Genomic DNA, 20246 nt, shown 5'->3' with positions numbered 1-20246 from the left:
ACATTCCTTATTAAGCAGCTTGAACTAAAAAGATCACATACAAAGTTAGTAACAAATTACCCTAATTGCTAGCTGAAACCTACCGCATGAACTAGGCTCCTTAGGAGCAATCACTTTAAGCATTCAACCTAATGAGTAGGAGACTAGGCAACAAGGAGCAACAGTCATGAATGTATTACTGGTTGATGACCAAAAAATTGACCGAGAACTGGTAAAAGAGGCTTTAAATTGTTCTGGCCAATCATTTGATATAAAAGAAGTAAACTGTGCTAAAGATGGTATTAACGAAGTTCAGTGCAAAAACTACGACGTCATCTTATTAGACTATCAAATGCCTAGGCAAAACGGACTTCAGGTTTTGGTAGAGCTAAAATCTCAAAAAATCTGTGAATGTTCAGCCATTATCATGATCACCAACGATCGAGACGAAGAACTACTCGTTAATTGTATAAATGCTGGTGCGCAAGATTTACTTTTAAAAGATGAGGTTACGTCAACTCAATTACTACGATGTATAAAACAATCACAAAAAAGAATTGAGCTTGAAAATAAGCTTTCACAAAGCTACCAACAAGTAAAAGACCTTGCTGAGCGAGACCCATTAACAGGGCTATTCAATCGTAATTACTTTGAAAATGCATTAAATTCGCTCTTGGTCAACATGAGAAGCCTTGAAGGTTACATTGTCGTCATGTTGCTAGATATTGATGGCTTTAAGATGATTAATGATAGCTTGGGTCACTCTGCAGGGGATGCTGTTTTAAAAGAGTTAGCCGACAGAGTACGTTATTCATTTCGTGAAAGTCCTTTATTCGCAAGGCTTGGCGGCGATGAGTTTGCGTTTATGTTTTCGGGAGTCCGCGACGCTGATGCTGCCCACTTAATTGCCGAGAGAGTTATCTCAAGTTTAGAAGAGCCATTTTCATTCCTCGAACATCAAATTTATAGTACTGCGAGTATTGGCATTACCCTTAGCGCTTCAAAAACCACAACCGAAGATCTCCTCAAACAAGCTGATATTGCCATGTACAAAGCTAAAAATGGCGGAAAGAATCAAATTTGTTTTTTTGATGAGTCACTAGAGAAGGAGTTTTTTAGGCTATTTCAAATTGAAGGTGAGCTTAGAGAAGCCATCAATACGCAAAACTTTGATGTTTACTTTCAGCCAATAATCTATAGCCACAACAATGCAGTGAAATCGCTGGAGGTGCTTGTTAGATTACCCGTAGCAAAGTCAGGCGCGAGCCCTGCCGAATATATACACACTTCTGAAAAGTCACGATTAATCGAGTCGTTTGGCCGTTTAATCATTCGAAAAGCACTCGCACAATATTCACAGCTATGTAGCAATAATCCTAACCAAACAGTCGAACTTGCAATTAACTTATCTCCTTTGCAGATCCATGACTTGAACCTACCAACTTTTTTGCAAGAACAGGCAAAAAGCTATCAAGTTGATTTAACAAAGGTAATCATTGAAGTAACAGAAACGGCACTACTCGAAAACAATGACTCAACTATGGACACGCTCAAATCGATAAAGTCAAAAGGATGTAAGATAGCACTTGATGATTTCGGTACCGGGTTTTCGTCGATATCACACCTGCTAAATTATCCCATTGACATTGTAAAGTTTGATAAAAGCCTTATAGAAAGGACCCTACTCGATGAAAAAGCCAGGCTAATGCTCATAGGCTTATCAAATATGCTTTCGAGCTTGTCTATTGAGACTATTGCAGAAGGTGTAGAATTTGAAGCTCATGTAAATATCTGCAAACATGCGAATGTTTCTTGCCTACAAGGGTACTACTTTTCAAAACCTTTACCTTTTGATGAGGTTCAAGCAGCTTTGAGTAATAAAGGCGAGAGTAAAAATTAGCCTTTTTACTCTCACATTAGGCGTCTAATCCACTAAGCTTTTTTCACAAACTTAGCTGTTACCATCATTTCACCAACCCCATCCACTTTGCAGTCAAGTTCGTGATCTTTTTTATCAAGAACGCGCCTTACCAGTGCTTTGGTGCCAATTTTAATAACTTGAGAGCTACCTTTTATTTTTAAGTCTTTCACTACGGTGACCTTGTCGCCGTCCACAAGCAAAGTACCATTTGCATCTTTTACTTGTGGCGTATCATCTTCTTCAATAGCTGACGGGTCCCACTCAAAGGCACATTCTGGGCAGATCAATTGATTTTGATCTTGATAAACATATTCAGAGCTACATTTAGGGCAAGGAGGACAAGACATACTTTACTGCCTATATAAATTTCTTTGTCGCGCATGATAATCCCTCAGCCCCTTGTGCGCGAGTAGAAATCTCTATTTTCTTCAATTTTTCTGTTATAGAAACAACCTTGCGCCACTTTAATGTGTACTAGTATCCAACGAGTTCGCCATAACCCAAAGCCTCAAATCCACCTGTACTTTTTACTCTGCCTTCCCAGTAAGGAATACTTAGTTTATTTCGAGAATCGGGATTAATACTCTGGATCTCGATTGGCTCAAAACCATCTACTTTTAATAGCCAAAGTTTGGGATAAAACTTGCCATCTAACTTAATACTTTCTAGCACTTTAAGTGATACTTGTTCATTGCTGTAGGCTTTACTGTCTCCGCTTGAACTAATTGAAGTTGCACTGCAATACTCATAGTTTTGATCATCACCACGAATGCAAAAGGCCATCAATCCGCCGTCTGATTCTTCTTTAGCTTGCAAGCTAAACCAATCCCACCCAGCTTGGTTTGGATCTATAAACGCAGAGGACCATTCTCTATCAAGCCAGGCACGCCCTTTAACTTTATATGTTTGCCCTGCAAACTCAACGCTACCACTGGCCTGTAAAAATGGATAACTGTAATACATAGAAGCATGGCCATCGTGTGTTTTTTGACTATAGCCATTTTCTCCATGTAGTACCCTAGGACTATGATCAAGTTGAAGCTTAACCCCATATCCTGAATCGCTCGCTTGTAAACTCAGTGGTAGATACGATTCTTCTATGCTTGTTAACTGCCAATCTTGGATCTGTGCTGTAAATGGCGCTGCATTGACGGTTACTGAGCCCGCACGCCCAGACCGTTCAAACGAAATGTGGTTTTCATTAGTTTGCAATGCAAAGTGAGCAAAATAAAACTGCCCATCCCACCATTTGCTGTTGGTATGACTCGATAGGTTTGGCGTACTCACTCTAAATAATGTCCACTGCGCCCCAAATTGCTGCTTTGACTCACTTTCAAGGTTCGCAGTGATATACCACCATTCAAGCCCTTGCTCCGGATGAATACCGTGATCTTTTGGAAATACTAGCTCTGTATCAGGATTAACTGCTTTACCAATATGCTCTGAGAAGGAAAATTGAGGCTGTGATTTAGACGGTTGCTCACTGCACCCCATTGCCATTAAAGCAAAACCGATTAAACATATTATTTGGTTTTTCATACCACCTCTACAAGCTTGAAACACTATCAGCTACGTTGCGTCGAATTAATTTAATCAAGGGCGCAGCACTGGCGATTAATGCTAAAAGCAACACGACCGCGCAAAAACCCAAAATATTAGGCCAACTTAAAACAAGCGCCATGCTCCAACCAAATGCAATTGGCATTACGTAAGTTAAAAGTACCCATCCTAGTAATATTCCCAGTGGAATAGCCAATAATGTCGTGACACCTAGTATCAAGCATGCTTGCAGTAATTTGCTCCAAAACAGCTGCTTCCTCGTTACTCCTAGGGTTTGCAAAATGGCCATAGGCTGTAACTGCTGGCGGCCCAGCGTCAAAAAGCTCACCCAAATACCAAACAGCGCTATTAACATAATGAATAGATTAAGTGCGTGCGTGACCTTAAAGGTATTTTCAAACAGCTGCTTAGCGAATGCCTTAAAAGTCTTATTTACACTCACTTGGCTGCTTTCAAGGCCGTAAGTATCCTTTAATTGCTTGGTGACCTCGTCAATGTCTTGCTCTGGTTTTAAAGTCAATGAAAACCCAAATGCCTCGTAGGCGAATTGTGCATTTGTTATCGTTGAGGTGGTGACTAAAAGCGCAGTACTTTGTTCGCCATAGTCATAATAAATCCCGCTGATTTGACACTCTATTTGTCTTTCGCCTTGGCTCAGCTCCACAGTATCCCCAATATTAATCCCATTAATACGCCATCCAGGCTCATTCACCAAACAGCGGGCCAATTGTGTATCGGTTGCCCCCGCGATATGCTGTGGCCCTATAAGCTCTCGATTAAGTAAAGTGATATGGCTATGATAAAGAGCACTGTTACCAAAACTAATGAGCTTTACACCTAAGCTTTTGGTCTTTGTATTTATCTGAGCGGGGGCCTGCCAATAAACCCCCACTTTATCGAATAAACCTGACTCTTTAAGCTCACGCTCCATTTGTTCAGTGACCACAAGTGGTCGAATATATAAATCCGCACTGAGACGCTTCTGTAAGTGGCTGTCCAATGCCGTGCTAAAGCTGTGTACCATAACTTGCATACCTATGGCTGCCCCCATTGCCATTAAGGTTGCTAAAACCGCGCTTAATAATTCATTGATTTGAGTTTGGCTGTCCGCTTTTACCCATAGCAATAGTGGGGATTGCGTGGGCCACTGGCAGCTAAAAGTTCGCTTAAGAACACGAGGTGTAATAACAAAAAACACCATTAACACACAAGCACACAACATCAGAGCCGAAAACTTACTATCTGCGTATTGCCATAGCACTAAAGCACCAATCACACTCAATACAAATACGCCGATTGCAGCCATTCTTTTATAACTGTCAGTAATGGCTTTTTGCGACCCTAAAAAGCAAATCAAAACCAAGGTATTCAAGGCAAAACCAAGTAACACCATAGAATAATCCAAACCGACAATTAAGCTCCTATCTAGCTGATAAAAGCTACGCAATACGCGACCCACATCTGTGACAAGCAAGTTCGCCAACGATACGCCCAGTAACGCCCCAAAATACGCCGAAATGAACCCCAAACACAGTAGCTCGACAACCACAGCTTGAGTCAACCTGCGCTGCTGACAACCTAAAACATAAAGTTGGCGCTGCAACTTTTTGCGGGCTGAAAACGCAAGTTTAATGGCATTAAAACTTAAGAAGGCACCAACTATATAGCCCAGAAAAGCCAAGGCCTGAAGGTTAAAAAAGAATGGCCCAGAAAGCGTATCAAAACTTTGATCAGAAGCGCTTTCCAAACGAGCTGTTTGCGCAATTTCAAGCGCTAGAAATTGCGCTCGGGCTTCATCCATTCCAATCACTTCAATAAAGCTCAATGCGCCATTGGCATTCAACAGTTTATCTGCCAAGCTAATATCCATAAGTGCCTGATAACCGAGCCCAGCCATAGGGCTAATACGATATTGAATTCCATCGATTGTTAGCGTTTTCTGTGGAGCGTCCGGCTCCAGCCGTGTAATCACTTTTGGATCTAAAAATACAGTTTCAAATAATCGACCTTGTTGGTTCTTGCGCCCTTCAGATTCGTTATCACCACCACCTTGAAATTGCACCCACTTCAATAAATCAACACCGCGAATACTTAGCCAACGCTTGTCTTCTAACTGAACTCGGCCTTCAAGGACAGGCTCCATTTTTAAGTTTGACTGACGAGATAAGTTTTGCCAGACAGTGTGAGAGAGCTGCTTTTCCCCTAATTGAGGTTTAATAAAATGGGTAACGGGATTTTCTAGCAATGCACTGCTTTCATTGTATCTTTGTGACGCTTCTAAATTTAATCCATAAATCGCACTAATCAGTGCACTGCCTAAACTAAAGCCAAGCACAAATAACAACAATAATCCTTTATGGCGCAAATAAAACTGACCATAAGTGAAAAAAATAAGCCGCAACTCAGTCATATAACTTTCCGTTTTTAAGCCTTAGCTGCGTTTCAAATTGCTTAGCTAATCTTTGGCTGTGCGTCACCATTACCAAATTAATATTACGCTCTTTACACAAAGCTTGTAGCAGATCTACCACTTCTTGACTTCGTTCACTGTCCAAATTACCGGTTGGCTCATCCGCCAAAATGACTTTCGGGTGGTTGATAACGGCTCTAGCAATCCCTACTCTTTGCTGCTCACCACCACTAAGTTGATTGGGTAGAGCACTCAATTTATCTTTTATACCGAGTCGTTCAGCGAGTGTTTCTAGTTGTTTGTGCTCAACTTTAAAACCATTTAAGCGCGCCTGAAAGCTGATGTTGTCTGCCACAGTCAATGCCTCTAGTAGCTGATAATGCTGAAATATCACCCCTATTGTGCGCCGATACAATGCAAGTTGATTGTCATTAAAATGAGAGATTAGGTGTCCATTGACGGTAATCTCACCGTCAGTCGGCACAAGTAAACCTGCAAGCAAGTTTAGCAATGTCGTTTTACCTGAGCCGCTATCTCCCACCAATGCTACCTGTTGGCCTTCATTGATAGTAATGGATAGATCGTCAATAATTTTTCTTTGAGTAGTGCCATCTGTTCTGGAAAAAGTTACTTGCTTTAGCTGGATCATTGCGGTCTCTAAAGTTACTTATTGACGCTAGTGTGCACTAAAATGTAACTCGTGTTCCAGAGGTAAGGCCATGAAAATTACAACCAAATGTGAATCATGGTAAAACTACGTTGATAGTAAACAGGATAAATAAACCTTTTACAAATTAAAAATTACGACATTTGATGAGGTTAAATGCTATTTAATTTTGGCCCTCTTCGGCCACAAAACATCAAACTTTGCACCGCCTTCATGATGTTCATTTAATGTGACGTGTCCTTCGTAATAGTCCAAAACTTTTTTAACTAGTGCAAGCCCCATACCACTGCCTTCAACCACATCTCGAGACTGAAGTGTTTGGAACATTTCAAAGATTTTTTTACTGTAGGCTATTGGAATTCCTGGGCCATCATCAATAAATGAAATTTGATGCCCATTGGATTGAGCCTTAATTTCTATGTTTATAACACCACTGTTTTTATGATGATGCTTAATTGCGTTGCCGAGCAAATTCATCGCTACAATTTGAAACGCTACTCGAGGGAGCTGCAATTTAGGCCCAGTGATTTTAAGCGAGAACTTTTCGGAACTATCGATTACAGAAAACGCAGAGTGAATAATATCATCAACGAGCGCCCACTCCTCATCTTCAAGTCGTTTTTGCACTCGTGAATATGCTAACAGGTCATCCAGCAGCCTCGCCATGCGAATACTGCGGCTTTTAATTAACTTGAAACTGTCTTTTGCGCCTTCGGGTAGTTGCTCAAAGTGATCTTCTTCTATCCAACCAACGAGGTTTTTAATGGCATTAAGTGGTGACTTTAAATCGTGCGATGCACTGTAAGCAAACCGTTCCAGATCTTGGTTGGACTTAGTCAGTTTTTTAATCAGATCTTCACGCTCAGTTACATCTGTACAAATCCCAAAAATATAATCTTGCGCATGTTCGTCGGTGAATCGCTTTTTTTGCGTAAATAACGTGCGAAGCTCTCCATTTGGAAATTGGATTTTTTCGACGGTTTCACTGTAACCACACGTAAACGCTTCACGGTCTTTAGCCAAAAACTCTTGAGCCTCTGCGGGGTCATAGTCTTCTATGGTTGTAGAGCCAATCACTTTGTCTCTGTAGTTCTCAGGGTAGAGCGATAAAAATTGCTGATTAGCACGCACAATTCTAAACTGAGTATCTTTTACAAAAACGTAGTTTGGAATACTCTCAATTACCAAATCTAAAAATGCTGCATTAAATACAATTTTAGATGCAATCGATTGTTTTATCGGGTTGTGTTCGGGCAATAACCCCATCAAATCGCGAGCCATTGCGCTGTTAATTTTAACTGTTGTAAGCGAGCCAAAATTTGATAGAGCTGGTTCTTCGATATTGTCACTGCACGCAATACACAATAAAGGCGTGTATTCCGATAGTGCTTTAACATCTGTATCTGGCAATAAGAGCTCACTCATAAGAATACAGTCTGGCTTGATGCGCTGCGCCTTTTGTAACCCTGCTGAAGGTGTTGCAGACAAGTACAATGTGTGATTTATACCTGTATCTTTTAAGGCATGGCTAAACACTTCAATGCTGTCAATGTCGTCAGTTATCAGTAAGCAGTTAAAGTTTTGCACTAGTCATATCCGTCAGTTGTAGGGAGTAAAGCAACATCAAACCAAAAATCTTTGAGCTTCTTAAATGCAACCGCTAAATCGTCAAACTCCACAGGCTTTTGAATATAAGCAGATGCCCCAAGCGCATAACAAGACTCAATGTCTTGAGGATCGCTCGAGGTGGTCAGCACCACGATGGGTATTGAACACATTTTTGGATCGGCTTTCAATTCACGTAACAACTGTCTGCCATCCAAACCTGGCATATTCAAATCCACCAGCGCTAAAACGGGCCTTTTTAAATGCTCTTGCGTTTCGTACTTGCCCCCTTTATATAAAAAGTCTTTGGCATCTTGACCAGACTGACACCATTGAATCGGGTTCATAAAGTGACTTTTTCTTAAACTGCGCAGTATCGCTTCAAAGTCATCTGGGTTGTCATCTACCAACAAAAGCAGACCTAGGTCTTTGTCCATCTGTCAGTCTCCTAGCTTCAAGGTAAAATTAAAGCAGCTACCGCGGCCGAGTTCCGATTCAACCCAAATCTGCCCATTATGGCGCTCAACAATTTTTTTAACGAAAGTGAGACCAACGCCAGTGCCACGCACGGAGTCATCCTCTTCATTTAGCCGTTTGAAAATTCTAAAAATATCCTCAAAGAATCGACTATCAATGCCCTGCCCATTGTCTTTTACATAGAATACGCGAGTTTCCAGCGTGTTATGGACAGGCTCAATACACGACTTTACGCCTATTTCGATCTCTTTGTTTGCTGATTTATTGTACTTAACAGCATTAGAAATCAGGTTACGAAAGAGCTCTGAAACTTTGGGTTTATCGCAAGTAATACAAGGCAGCGTCTTGGGTATGGATAGACTGACACTTTGCGCGGTTTCTTCTGGAAGTGTTAACTCGGCCACACTATCAATCAGTGCATTCAAGTCAACATGTTCAACTGCCAAGTCCTGACGCCCAAGCCTTGAATAGTACAACAGGCTGTCTACGAGCTTTTCCATGCGTGTGCACAAAAACCGTATCCGCTGAATTCGCCGTACCCCTTCATCGCCCATAGCATTACCATGATCTTCCTCTAGAAATAGCGCATTGTTTGCGAGGCCTCGCAAAGGTTCCTTTAAATCATGGGAGGCTATGTACGCAAATTGGTCTAGCTCTGAGTTGCTAATCTGGAGTTTGCGAATGTAAGAATCTATGGCGGCTTCCGCCGCTTTGCGCTCGGAAATGTCACGTACTGTGCCAACAAACATGGTTTTGCCCTGCACAACCATTTCATTGACGCCTAATTCCATGGGAAATAAATGCCCACTATGGCGTCTGCCAGTTATCTCTCGACCTATACCAATAATTTTTTTATCACCTGTCTGATGATAGTTTTCTAAGTACATATCATGTTCTGATTGATAAGGCTCAGGCATCAACATCTTTACGTTTCTACCCACGACATCACTGGCTCGATACCCAAAAATAGCTTCAGCCGCTGCATTAAAACTATGAATGGTTCCTCTCATATCTATGGTAATGAGTCCATCAAGCACGGTATCCATAATCGTTTCAATATGTTCGATGTAGGATTTAATCGACTGGTCAGCTTCTTTTCGCTCTGTAATATCCCGCACGGTTGCCAAGTAAACTGTTTTATCCCTAACCTCTAGTGCACTGACTGATAACTCCACCGGAAAAACTGTCTCGGCTTGATGTATTGCCAGTACCTCCAAGCTTGAAGAAGGTTGCTGCATATCGCCTACATGTTGAATGCTCTGCACATACTTGAAATAGAGAGGTCGGTATTCTGATGACAATAAAGAAGTGATATTTTGGCCAATAACTTGCTGTTTTGTATAACCAAATATTTTAGAAGCCGAAAGGTTAAAGCTAATAATTTCGCCACATTCATCCGTCATGATAAACCCGTCTTTGACGCTGTCCATCACCGTTTGCAGCTGCAAGTCACCGATTTCCATCCTACTTTGTTAGCTTCCCAACGATTATCCTGAATGAAAAGTGTAGTCAAAGGAAACCATTGCTGCTCGCTATTAGCTTAAAAAATAAGTTCCTTTTTTGCGCATGCTTAGTTTGGCATTTGCCATTTTTGAATGATTTTTTGATATCGACCAGAGGTCTTAAGCTTATCCAACGCCGCACTTATTTTTACTGCTAGTTCGTCTGGAAAGCTTTGATTGGCTGCTAAATGCAGTTGCGACGGAAAATCTTTCAGTGTCAGTTTGTACTCTAACTTGTCAGGATTTAGCCCTAAAGCATCTAACTCTCGTTTTATGGTTTGTGTATTGGTGAGTATTAAATCTGTCCGCCCTTTGTATAATAGCTGCCAAAGATTCGCATAATGGGAGACTAAAACAAGGTCATGCTCCTCTGAAAACCCGGCTCCACGTAAATACTCTTCGCTGTAGTATCCGCGAATGGTACTGATTCGATATTGTTTCGCATGTTCAAGATCTGTCAGATTTAGTTTGTTTTCTTTCAAACCAATCAGCGACGCAGAGATTTGACACATCGAGCCTAAAAATTTGTACCCTTGTTCACGAGAAGGCGTTTTTAACCAAGCTAACATCACTACATTATTTTTAGTTTGTAACTCGTGATGTGCTCTGGCCATGGGTAAAATTTCTATTTTGGCTTCTAAGCCACTTTCTTGTTGCAATGCGCGGGCAATTTCAACTAGACCACCATCTGCTTTTCCAGCATCGTTGATGAAATGATAAGGCGGTAAGTCTTCTGCGATAAAACGAATGAGTTGTGCATTGGAAGACATGCTCACAATTAACGTTATCCAGACCAACAGTGTACTAACAAAACGATACTTCATTACTTATTTTACACACCTAGTCACATAGAGTGACGGTTATTGCAGAAAAGGATAATACCAACGTTACTTATTTAGCACTTTAGTATTTTTATTACTCAATCTATTAATAGCATATCACTATAAAATAGGCACTGATATTACAAAACGACAAATTAATTACTAGAATATACCCTGTCTTATCACTGTTCCGAAATTAGTATGTCAAAAACAATAGACCAACATGAACAATTATCTCAAATTGTGCAACTGAATAATCAAGGCAAATTATACGAAGTATACCAAAACAATGAGTTACGCTGGTTTTGTATTGATGGGTGTGTACAAAGCGCGATGTCGCTCTCGCAGCCAGATGCTTTGATGTTTCCGCATATGTTGTTTATGACACTCCCTTTAAATGTAATGAAAAACCCAGCTCGCGCATTGGAGCTTGGCCTTGGTGGTGGCGGGATCCTAAGACACCTTAGTGAACACTACCCAGCGTTAGGTATTGAAGTTGTGGAGTATGACAAAACGGTCATTGATCTATACGAAGAACATTTTAACCCGCAACAACTTCACCACACTATCCATTGTATGGATGCGTGCCATTTTATAAACGACACCACCGCAGAGCCTTTTGATTTGATTTTTGTGGATGTTTTTGACTCATCAGAGCCCGTGCCTTTTATGTTTGAAACGTCTTTCTATCAAGACATAAAAAAACATCTGACTAAAAACAGTTGGGTAGTTCTAAATACCGTACTTTCTACCCAAGAGCACCTAGAAACGTTACACAAGATACTGATTGATGTTTTTTCAGGAACCACAATCTATGGGTTTAAGGCAGAGCAATTTGCCAACTTTGTTTGGCTTATCAGTACGGACAATAAACCACTGGACCCTATTTGGCGCTCCCAAGCACTATTTGAGTTACGTGTATAAGAATTAAGCCATTACTGCATAGTCAATTATTAAAGCTGATGATTGTGCTTTTTTATCACCGCAATTTTGTAGGTGGCTTTTAGCATGACTCCCACTGCAACAATATTCAAAACAATGCTAAACCAAGCTTCAAATACGAGTAGCTCAAGATGAAAGTTACGTAAGTAGTTTGCCAATTGGTCGACAATCTCAATTGAGATCCCAATCACTATAAGCATAAAGCCATAGTATTCAGAGGTTTCGTTTAATAACGTGTGTTCTTCTAGACGTGTGTCTTGTTTGCTGTCCCGAGCACGTTTTGACAAAATCTTTCTGCCATCCATCACCGCGCCAAACCCAATCAATAAAATGGTGATGGTTGATTCGTTGTCAATGACATTTTGATAGCCATGTTCATCCATATGACCAAACAAGAAACGTAGGTCTTCTACCGTAATATTGGTTACGAGCAAACAAATAAGAATTAATGGAAAAAGAAGAAACCATCTATTTAGTACAACCATGTAAATTAGCTGGCTTGTTTTGGATTTAGGCATGTCACGCTCTGTTTGGCGGTAAAGTTACTCAGTCTGGCGGAAGATCTTAGCTATTTAAATGAGATTGACAAGTATAACCAGCACTAATCATTACAAAGTTGTAGAGCCCATCCTTAAATTATTTTTACAGGTTCAACACATATCATGAGACTTCGCATATTGAAGAATGCGAAGCCACAGCTTAACGTATTTTCTAAGGTGCCAGAATTGATGGAGCCTCTGGCTCTTCTTGTCTTAGCATTCGACGTATTTCATGTAATTTATCTGCATGTTCGTTGTCTTTGTGAAATGCCACATACACTTCTCTTGAGAATGTAGGTAAGTCGTCTAAACAATATAAAAGATTTTGCTCAATAAATGGACGAACCAATACATCGGGCAAGTATGCACTGCCACCACACTGCAAAATTAGATCCAGTGCAATACGTGCAGTACTTGTGCGGACAGAAGGCGTAGCAATCTCTTTTAGCTCTTTTGCATGCCATGCATTAAAACTAGTCCCCCAATCAACCATAATGTAGCGCTTTACCTCTTGCGGTTTTTCTACCTCATTGGCAAAGGTAGAAACGGGGATCAATTCAAATGTATGTAAACGTTCAATCTTTAATTCGTCCACTTTCGGTGGGTCAAATAAAATAGCCACGTCTAAGGCTCGTTCAATTAGCTGTCGAGAAATCTGCTCTCGTGACTGGATCTCGGCCACTAAGCTCAAATTCGGCTGTCTGGCATATATTTTTGAGATCGCATCATGAATATAGGTATCCCAAGTATTCGGTGTACCTGCAATACTAATTTGGGTCAATTGCTCTCCCGTTAATGCGACATCTTGTTTTGCCATCCGCAACGTTTGCAACATCGATTCAGCATGACTCACTAACCGCTCTCCTGCTGGCGTAAGCTGGATGTTGTTTCTATTACGAACGAAAAGCTGTACTCCAAAGTATTGTTCTAACTGACGGATTCGTGAACTCACAGCTGCTTGAGTAAGATAAAGATTTTCTGCTGCCTTACCAAAATGACGACAATCTTTTACCTCAATAAATGTTTTTATCAGTTCAATATCCACTTGTTACCTCTTATCGTAACGATAAAATTATATTGTTGTACACACACTTAAATCCCCAGCATACTCCGTGAAAATACGATCTTTTGTCAATGAGAGAGTGTGAAGATGGAATTATTACATGGCTTTGTGAAAACAAGTAACTTCTATGATGATATCAACTTCCCAAATGGTTTTAACCGCAGTGGGCACTTTACAATTCAAGAATCGGAATTGTTAACCCAAGTAGGTAGAAGACTTTTTGTACTCGAACAAGGTATAGATGTACCGAACAATCAAGTAGAGCAAAACTTTTTACAGACCTGCAATCACGAAAAGGACAGCGAGACAAAAGTCGAGCGCTTGTGGCAAAAGTATAAAAAGCTGACGCAAAAGCGAGCAATACATACGCTTAGCGCCACAGCAAAATCAACCAATCAAGACAATTACAGTGAAACAGAGGATAGCTATTAGTGCGAGGCTGGATAATTTACAAAGAAAATGCGAGTTTACTTCGTCAAGAGTCTTATGAAATACATAGGCTTGTAGAAGTTGCGAAAGAAGAGAACATTGAACTCGAAGTATTTTCTCCAGATCAATTTGACTTAACCGTAACAAGAGAAGATGAAAAAAGTATTCTCATCGACGGTAAAAAACAGGCATTGCCTGATTTTGTAATGCCAAGAATGGGCGCTGGCACCACTTATTTCGCGCTAGCGATTATACGCCACTTAGAGCGCTTGGGTGTTTACTGTGTAAACAGCTCTCACTCTATTGAGACAGTTAAAGATAAGCTGTTTGCGCAACAAATATTGGCTGAAAAAAACCTTCCGACTCCAGACACAATGCTGGTCAAGTTTCCGGTAAATGTAGCATTAGTAGAGAGGCAGATTGGATTTCCTGTAGTTGTGAAAACACTTTCGGGCTCGCAAGGAAGTGGTGTCTTTTTGTCTAAGTCAAAAGGCGAATTTGACGACCTTATGCAGCTGATTGAGGCGACTAACCCTAAGGCGAATATCATTCTGCAACAGTTTGTAAAAGCGAGCCATGGTAGAGATCTACGCGTATTTACCATTGGTGGTCGTGCTATTGCTTGTATGGAGCGAAACTCAAACGGAGAAAACTTCAAGGCCAACGTCAGTGCCGGTGCAAAAGGAAAGCCTCACCCTATTACACCTGAAATAGAGTGGTTAGCAACACAAACTGCAAACGTTTTAGGACTTGATGTTGCAGGCATTGATTTGCTGTTTGATCAGGAGCACTTTAAGATTTGTGAAGCAAATTCATCCCCAGGTTTTGAGGGTTTGGAAAACGCTGTTGATATCAACGTGCCAAAAGAGATATTTCACTTTATCAGAATAAGGTTAGGTATATTTGATAGGACGCAACCAAAGTTGAATGACAAACCAAAAGCTGCCAAACCAAGCGAAGCTAAACGAGCAATTCAATCCAATTAATTCGCGTATATTGCCCTGTATCAAAGAAGCACTAAAGTGCTTCTTTTTTATTGTCTCGTAAACTCAAAGGCGTGCCCTTAAATGCTGGGCGATTTCGCAATATTTGAGATAGATACCTGTTTAAATACTGCTTATTTTATACTGATAGCTTCGAGTCTAAAGCCTTCTTTTTTATCTTTGACCTTCAATACAATTTCTTCTTTATTATCTTGGTTTAGGTCATGACTATAAATATCGCCTGAAGATTTTGGCAGTGAGCACTTAATTCGCTTGGCTCTGCGTGACAACGCCCTTTTTTCATCACCAAAATACAATTTTATCTCATTGGTATCAGTTCTAATCAACAAATCAGTTAGCCCATCACCATTAAAGTCTTTGAAAATAACACCTTTTCCAGTGCCGCTATTTGATTCGTTCATATTCATTGCCAATTCAAAGCTTTTCTTTGAGGCTGCTTTTTTTGAAAACTGATTGTTGGTTTTCCCCTTATAAATACTGATAGTGCTATCAAGCATCACTTCTTTATTTTCCATCGCAGCACTGGCGATAGAAATAATATCCATAAAGCCAATATCAAAAGAGATAATCGCTAAGTCATTTAGCCCGTCTCCATCAAAATCACTGATGTCGGCAATGGAGCTAGTCTCTTCCAATGTGAGTGTAATATCTGGGTTGCCTTTAAAGACCAGTCCATTACTCGTCTGCTCAGAAAAGAAAACCCTGTGAATGCTTTCACTGTCTAGATTACTGTCCTCATCAGCGCCTTCAGAGAGGCTTTCTACAATATGAATGTCTGGAAAACCATCATTGTTAAAGTCTCTTAACTTTTCTATTTGCTGCTTGCTTTTATCATCAATCGAAATGAGTGTTTTCAGTTTTTTATTTGGGCCTTGATTAGTCGCCAGAAAATACTGTACTGCTTTTTGATCATAAAACATCAAGTCATCGATACCATCTCCATTTATGTCGGCTAGTATAGGAAAGCGCGGCAATGTATGACTGATCACTAAGTTTTGTTCTTTTTCTTGAGTGACTGTTTTTGCACTTAAAGGAAGTGTGGTAGACGTAAACTCACCACTCTTTTGCTGGATATAAATGGTTTGAACTTCAATACCGGGCAAATAAAAGTCGGTTAAGCCGTCACCATTTGCATCTAACGTAAACGTTTGATATTTAAAATTAGAAAAAGTATCAGGCTTAAACACCGAGTCTGCTTTCAACAATTTACGAGTTTTTGTTGCGCCAACATGAAAAATGCCTTGCTCTGTTAGCACAAAGGCTTGGGTACCTTGGTGATTTGCAAGTTTACCAAGGCTATACATGATCGGCTTTTCAGGTAACGCTAACAAAGTTGTTTGTTTACTATTCAGATCGATTTTTTGTAAATAAGCCGATTCATCATTACCAGCAACAAAGGCTGAATCAGTGTCTGGCATGATGAGCTTACCATTCGCATTGTATTGCAAGTCGATGAAGTCGTATGCGTAAGTCAAACTACTGAATAAAGCAAAAGGGAGTAATTGTTTCATATTTAAAGTCCTTCAAAATATGTCTTATTTAGTTGTAATATATAGATAAATTTTATGCCGCGATTTAGCAAAACCTACTTTGTTGCTAGTTTTAATCCATAATCTCACTCTTTGGCCATTTCCAAGCGTGCCAAATCGTCATTAAAGACAGCAAAACTTCTAGTCCTGTGAGATAGAGATAAAAGCCCCACACAGTTTCCAAGTTAAGGGACACAAGAAGCACAACAAATAAACTGGGAATGATGATATTTAATCTTCGATTGATGAGAGGTTTTAATACCAAAGTCAAAAAGACCATCACACTAGGAATGGACATTAATAGTGCGACTGCAAAGAATTCAAATTGAATCCCCTCTTTGTCTGCACTGACGAGCAACGCTTCGGACATAATTCCAGGTACAAATACTTGAATATAATCACCGTAGACATAGCAAAACATCACTGCTATCCACAATGCCGAAATCTTCAATTTTACATTTATTCGGTAATCTTCAAATGGTGTCGAAATACCTTTTGCTGTATTCATATTAGCTCCGTTAGTTTAATTTAATCCCTTGGTTTGGGAATAGTTGACGGAACTAAACGATATAACTTATAAATAGTTAGGTCGTCCGAGACTATAAGCGCGGACACTTTTTTATGTTTAAGCCTTCAAAGACAGAGCTATAAAAGGAACAGAACTTGGCCGACCCTATCGAAACTATTCTGACTATGATTATTGTTGGCCAAGTGTGTATCAGTGTGCCCATTCTCTTATCACGAGTTGCGAAGCATGCGATGAATTTGCCATTGGCACTATTTTTACTCGCCAGTGGTATTTTGGCATTAAATTCTACTATTTCTTCGGTGTTACCTGATTACTATGCACTGTACACAGCTGTTGCATTTCCAGCCCTGTTTTTACTTTGTCCCTCATTATGGTTTTACGTAGAAGGGCTGACGGCCGATACACCTTGGCAGTTAAGCAAAAGGCTACTGAAACATTATGGATTAATAGCCCCAGCCATATTGATTTCGATAATGATGTTGTTTTTACCCAAAGAAGTTCATACTGCCATTTTCATACATGATAAGGATATAAAGGACCCGTTTGTTAGCACATTACTTATGGGTATTTTAGTCATGATGTTGTTGTGGCTAGTACAGTGCGCATATACCTTATTAAAGATTGTACGGAAGTTGGGTCAATACCGTAACAGGTTAAAAGACGTTTTCTCAAATCACGACCATAAAGAGCTTAAATGGATGAATTGGCTACTTTTTATTGCTGTAAGTGTTTGGATGTGTTCTGTAGTGACGGTATTTTTCTCAAGTTTGTTTGAGCATGCTTTATTTACTAGCACAACAGAGATGTTCCTTTCTCTGCTGTTAATCTGGTGTCTGACCCACTTTGGCTTACAACAAAAGCCTGCGCTAGCAATGTTAGATGACGGTGTAATAAAGAAGTTGATTAAAGATCACGACAATTCTACTGATGATAAGGATGGCCCAACTAAAAAATATAAGCGCTCCGCTTTAGATCAAACACAATCAGCACGTATCGCAATAAAGATAAATTCGGCAATGGAACAGGACAAACTCTATTTAGATTCTGATTTATCACTGCAAAAGCTTTCAAAGCACCTTAATATTTCACCAAACTATATTTCTCAAACACTAAATGAAACGCTCTCCATAAGCTTTTTCGACTTTGTTAATCAATGGCGCATTGAGGCTGCCAAGCCCCAAATATTGGCCAATAGCAGCACTGTACTCGATATTGCATTGGAAGTAGGTTTTAACGCTCGGTCATCTTTTTACAAAGCATTTAAACAAACAACAGGGAAAACCCCTAGTGAGTTTAGAAAGGATCATGTGAGTAGTTAAAACCCTATACCTAATACCGTTCTAATTTATGTCGATATCCAAAAACAGATTGCTCGACTATTGCTGATAGTGAACTTCCATAAGTTATTCATAGAATTAGAAACTGTCCTGAAAAGGTTTAGATTATGCTTTACTTTGGGAAGCCTTACAAATAGATAGCTTATAGCGATGTGCTTTAATGCTTAAGTTGCGTGTTGAATTGTTTGCACAAAAGACCTTTTACAATTTAGCTACGCGCCATACAAGGATGGGCAGGTTATGTTGAACATAGTATTTGCGTAAGTGCAATGCCAGCGAAGTAATAAAACGTTTGAAGTAAATAGATAAACTCAGAGTAAACCACAAAGCAGAGATGGAACAACCCCAAATGCAGCCCTATTTAAATCAAGTATTTTCCGTGGCATATATGGATACTCTGTGTACGTCATCTTGGTTTCGCATTATATTCAGTGCACTCACTAAAGCGGGTGCACTTCAACCAAAATTAGTCTAACGTCGGCAATGGCGCACCAGTCATGGGTAAGGTGAAATCTTTTTTCACTATCCATTGAGGTACATAAGGTGTTTCTGGACACGTCCAACCCTGCTGATCGTACGCCAGGCTCGCTGCCGCAGTGAGGAAGAACGCCATCCCATGACCCAGCTCGGGCTCTTCTACATTGTAATGAGCATAATGTGCCTCAATTCCGGCAATAAAAGCACGTTCATAATGCGCCTGATCACCATTCAAAATAGCAATGAGTGTATCCGCAAATGGTAAGTATAAGTTATAAACATAACGTCTGCGTGGTGGCTCAATGTTGTCCGGCGCTGCTGCTAATGTCAGCGCTTCAACCAGCTTAGGTAAGTCTGCTCCCGAGCGAAAGGCACCTTTTACCAATTCTACAAGGGCAAAATCAAATCTGTCAGGTTTCGCGCCCGCCATGTTTAACTGAGGCGCACCAAACTCACACATCAACCCCAGCGCATCGAAATCACGAAACGCCAGAGTCATACAAACATGCGTAAGCCAAATCTGCATAGTTGCAGCCCCCAAACGACTGTCGCCAATAGAGCGAAAAACCCCTTCTCTGATTGAATAAATATGTAATTCACCCGGCTGCATGGCCAGATGATAATGCGCACATAAGAGATCCAATCCATCACGTGCAGCCGCCAATACCAACTCCGTTGGTTCCTGACGCACCAAGTTATTATTGATGATTAGATGAAGGCATTGGTTAGAAAAGTCGGACACCATTCTACCTTTTGGTTCGCCTCGGGTGTAATCTAGTTTTTCTTTCTCATCAAACATATCCCGCCAGAAACGCACATAACTTCCAGCTGTATAGTTCAGCAGATTTTCCCGGCCACTCAGTGGCCATCGCTCGGTAAAGTGGCATTTTAATGTGCTCATAGCTTTATTTCCCCGACTTTATAGTTTGTGACCTTGTAATTGGAGTTAAACTGGCGGTCGTTGTCAAACTCTTACGTAACTTTGCGAAACTCAATGTCACCCTTAAACTGCTCTAGAGTATGCCCCTGAGCAAGAACTTCCGGGCTCTTGTTCCAGTTTCAAATGACGTTCACGTATAAAATGAAAGCCTCAGCAAGGATTGGGGTTCTATATTGGTTAATTTTTATTATTCCGACATTTAGTCTCTTATTACTTTTATTTTATCAATTTTTCCACAACAAAATTCCCTCCTAGAAAATATAAGAGCCAAAGCCATGGGTTAGTTTGAAAAATAGCTGTAAAGAAATCTGCCTCTGGTCTACCCCACAAGACATACTGAAAAGAGGTACCGATTACAAACACCACAACAATTAATAACAGCTGTTTTATATTGTTTGTCATTTCATCACCTAAATGGACCTAAAAACGGCCTTGTTTCCTAAATAATTGAACTTCTGAACTTTTGCGTGATCAGATCAAAAAACATAACGCAACTCAAGCCACCATGACAAAGA

General features: G+C 40.3%; 19 protein-coding genes. 5 read left to right on the top strand and 14 right to left on the bottom strand.

Annotation, left to right across the window (positions count from 1 at the left end; all coding sequences use genetic code 11):
• Positions 1 to 166: 166 nt before the first annotated feature.
• The gene (locus N475_RS06090) at positions 167 to 1879 is read left to right on the top strand and encodes a two-component system response regulator (RefSeq protein WP_063364863.1); all 1713 of its coding nucleotides are present in this window, start codon (positions 167 to 169) and stop codon (positions 1877 to 1879) included.
• 32 nt (positions 1880 to 1911) lie between these two features.
• Here the strand turns inward: N475_RS06090 and N475_RS06085 are convergent, their stop codons facing one another.
• The 8 genes from N475_RS06085 to N475_RS06050 form a co-directional block, all read right to left on the bottom strand.
• On the bottom strand, positions 1912 to 2247 hold the full coding sequence (locus tag N475_RS06085; RefSeq protein ID WP_063356577.1) for a zinc ribbon domain-containing protein YjdM: 336 nt from the start codon (positions 2245 to 2247) through the stop codon (positions 1912 to 1914).
• Between the two features lie 127 nt (positions 2248 to 2374).
• Positions 2375 to 3439, bottom strand: a complete 1065-nt coding sequence (locus tag N475_RS06080; protein ID WP_063364862.1) for a lipocalin-like domain-containing protein — start codon at positions 3437 to 3439, stop codon at positions 2375 to 2377.
• A 7-nt stretch (positions 3440 to 3446) separates the two neighbouring features.
• Entirely contained in the window at positions 3447 to 5870 is a 2424-nt protein-coding gene (locus N475_RS06075) for an ABC transporter permease (protein WP_063364861.1), read from the bottom strand.
• On the bottom strand, positions 5863 to 6519 hold the full coding sequence (locus N475_RS06070; RefSeq protein WP_063356580.1) for an ABC transporter ATP-binding protein: 657 nt from the start codon (positions 6517 to 6519) through the stop codon (positions 5863 to 5865). The genes N475_RS06075 and N475_RS06070 overlap by 8 nt, the downstream gene beginning before the upstream one ends.
• A 177-nt stretch (positions 6520 to 6696) precedes the next feature.
• A complete protein-coding gene (locus N475_RS06065; RefSeq protein ID WP_081232375.1) occupies positions 6697 to 8124 on the bottom strand; it encodes a PAS domain-containing sensor histidine kinase in 1428 nt (475 codons plus the stop codon).
• Entirely contained in the window at positions 8124 to 8579 is a 456-nt protein-coding gene (locus N475_RS06060; protein ID WP_063356581.1) for a response regulator, read from the bottom strand. Before N475_RS06060 ends, N475_RS06065 begins: the two co-directional genes overlap by 1 nt.
• 3 nt (positions 8580 to 8582) lie before the next feature.
• On the bottom strand, positions 8583 to 10082 hold the full coding sequence (locus N475_RS06055; RefSeq protein ID WP_063356582.1) for a PAS domain-containing sensor histidine kinase: 1500 nt from the start codon (positions 10080 to 10082) through the stop codon (positions 8583 to 8585).
• 107 nt (positions 10083 to 10189) lie between these two features.
• Complete coding sequence (locus N475_RS06050) at positions 10190 to 10945, bottom strand: substrate-binding periplasmic protein (protein WP_155732548.1); 756 nt, start codon at positions 10943 to 10945, stop codon at positions 10190 to 10192.
• A gap of 198 nt (positions 10946 to 11143) precedes the next feature.
• On the opposite strand from N475_RS06050, the gene N475_RS06045 reads away from it, so the two are divergent.
• On the top strand, positions 11144 to 11866 hold the full coding sequence (locus tag N475_RS06045) for a spermidine synthase (RefSeq protein ID WP_063364860.1): 723 nt from the start codon (positions 11144 to 11146) through the stop codon (positions 11864 to 11866).
• Positions 11867 to 11895: 29 nt separating this feature from the next.
• On the opposite strand, the gene N475_RS06040 is transcribed toward N475_RS06045, so the two are convergent.
• Together N475_RS06040 and N475_RS06035 are read right to left on the bottom strand one after the other, a co-directional pair.
• A complete protein-coding gene (locus N475_RS06040) occupies positions 11896 to 12402 on the bottom strand; it encodes a hypothetical protein (RefSeq protein WP_063364859.1) in 507 nt (168 codons plus the stop codon).
• A 193-nt stretch (positions 12403 to 12595) separates the two neighbouring features.
• Positions 12596 to 13468, bottom strand: coding sequence for a LysR family transcriptional regulator (locus N475_RS06035; RefSeq protein WP_063356585.1), 873 nt, complete (start codon positions 13466 to 13468; stop codon positions 12596 to 12598).
• Between the two features lie 105 nt (positions 13469 to 13573).
• Here N475_RS06035 and N475_RS06030 point away from each other — a divergent pair, with 105 nt between their 5' ends.
• Positions 13574 to 13918 (top strand): MaoP family protein, encoded by a 345-nt coding sequence (locus tag N475_RS06030; protein ID WP_063364858.1) that lies wholly within the window; start codon positions 13574 to 13576, stop codon positions 13916 to 13918.
• Positions 13918 to 14901, top strand: a complete 984-nt coding sequence (locus N475_RS06025) for an ATP-grasp domain-containing protein (RefSeq protein WP_063364857.1) — start codon at positions 13918 to 13920, stop codon at positions 14899 to 14901. The genes N475_RS06030 and N475_RS06025 overlap by 1 nt, the downstream gene beginning before the upstream one ends.
• Before the next feature lie 131 nt (positions 14902 to 15032).
• Here the strand turns inward: N475_RS06025 and N475_RS06020 are convergent, their stop codons facing one another.
• Complete coding sequence (locus N475_RS06020; protein ID WP_063364856.1) at positions 15033 to 16430, bottom strand: FG-GAP repeat domain-containing protein; 1398 nt, start codon at positions 16428 to 16430, stop codon at positions 15033 to 15035.
• A 91-nt stretch (positions 16431 to 16521) separates the two neighbouring features.
• Entirely contained in the window at positions 16522 to 16956 is a 435-nt protein-coding gene (locus N475_RS06015; protein WP_063356589.1) for a DUF6326 family protein, read from the bottom strand.
• A gap of 155 nt (positions 16957 to 17111) precedes the next feature.
• Here N475_RS06015 and N475_RS06010 point away from each other — a divergent pair, with 155 nt between their 5' ends.
• A complete protein-coding gene (locus N475_RS06010) occupies positions 17112 to 18296 on the top strand; it encodes a helix-turn-helix domain-containing protein (protein ID WP_063364855.1) in 1185 nt (394 codons plus the stop codon).
• Between the two features lie 484 nt (positions 18297 to 18780).
• On the opposite strand, the gene N475_RS06005 is transcribed toward N475_RS06010, so the two are convergent.
• A complete protein-coding gene (locus N475_RS06005; protein WP_063364854.1) occupies positions 18781 to 19590 on the bottom strand; it encodes an immunity 49 family protein in 810 nt (269 codons plus the stop codon).
• Between the two features lie 357 nt (positions 19591 to 19947).
• Positions 19948 to 20133: a hypothetical protein gene (locus N475_RS06000; RefSeq protein WP_063356592.1), complete on the bottom strand. Its 186-nt coding sequence runs from the start codon at positions 20131 to 20133 to the stop codon at positions 19948 to 19950.
• Positions 20134 to 20246 lie beyond the last annotated feature (113 nt).

The organism is Pseudoalteromonas luteoviolacea DSM 6061, assembly GCF_001625655.1.
In the GTDB taxonomy this organism is placed as follows: Bacteria; Pseudomonadota; Gammaproteobacteria; order Enterobacterales; family Alteromonadaceae; genus Pseudoalteromonas; species Pseudoalteromonas luteoviolacea.
Note: the sequence above shows the minus strand (reverse complement) of the source record. Positions and strands in the feature narration are given on the sequence as shown.

Bases quoted from the DNA above. Each gene is read 5' to 3' on its own strand.
- N475_RS06090 (WP_063364863.1), top strand. From the start codon at position 167: ATGAATGTATTACTGGTTGATGACCAAAAAATTGACCGAGAACTGGTA.
- N475_RS06030 (WP_063364858.1), top strand. From the start codon at position 13,574: ATGGAATTATTACATGGCTTTGTGAAAACAAGTAACTTCTATGATGAT.
- N475_RS06005 (WP_063364854.1), bottom strand. From the start codon at position 19,590: ATGTTTGATGAGAAAGAAAAACTAGATTACACCCGAGGCGAACCAAAA.
- N475_RS06050 (WP_155732548.1), bottom strand. From the start codon at position 10,945: ATGAAGTATCGTTTTGTTAGTACACTGTTGGTCTGGATAACGTTAATT.
- N475_RS06045 (WP_063364860.1), top strand. From the start codon at position 11,144: ATGTCAAAAACAATAGACCAACATGAACAATTATCTCAAATTGTGCAA.
- N475_RS06070 (WP_063356580.1), bottom strand. From the start codon at position 6,519: ATGATCCAGCTAAAGCAAGTAACTTTTTCCAGAACAGATGGCACTACT.
- N475_RS06085 (WP_063356577.1), bottom strand. From the start codon at position 2,247: ATGTCTTGTCCTCCTTGCCCTAAATGTAGCTCTGAATATGTTTATCAA.
- N475_RS06060 (WP_063356581.1), bottom strand. From the start codon at position 8,579: ATGGACAAAGACCTAGGTCTGCTTTTGTTGGTAGATGACAACCCAGAT.
- N475_RS06015 (WP_063356589.1), bottom strand. From the start codon at position 16,956: ATGAATACAGCAAAAGGTATTTCGACACCATTTGAAGATTACCGAATA.
- N475_RS06055 (WP_063356582.1), bottom strand. From the start codon at position 10,082: ATGGAAATCGGTGACTTGCAGCTGCAAACGGTGATGGACAGCGTCAAA.
- N475_RS06020 (WP_063364856.1), bottom strand. From the start codon at position 16,430: ATGAAACAATTACTCCCTTTTGCTTTATTCAGTAGTTTGACTTACGCA.
- N475_RS06040 (WP_063364859.1), bottom strand. From the start codon at position 12,402: ATGCCTAAATCCAAAACAAGCCAGCTAATTTACATGGTTGTACTAAAT.
- N475_RS06080 (WP_063364862.1), bottom strand. From the start codon at position 3,439: ATGAAAAACCAAATAATATGTTTAATCGGTTTTGCTTTAATGGCAATG.
- N475_RS06075 (WP_063364861.1), bottom strand. From the start codon at position 5,870: ATGACTGAGTTGCGGCTTATTTTTTTCACTTATGGTCAGTTTTATTTG.
- N475_RS06000 (WP_063356592.1), bottom strand. From the start codon at position 20,133: ATGACAAACAATATAAAACAGCTGTTATTAATTGTTGTGGTGTTTGTA.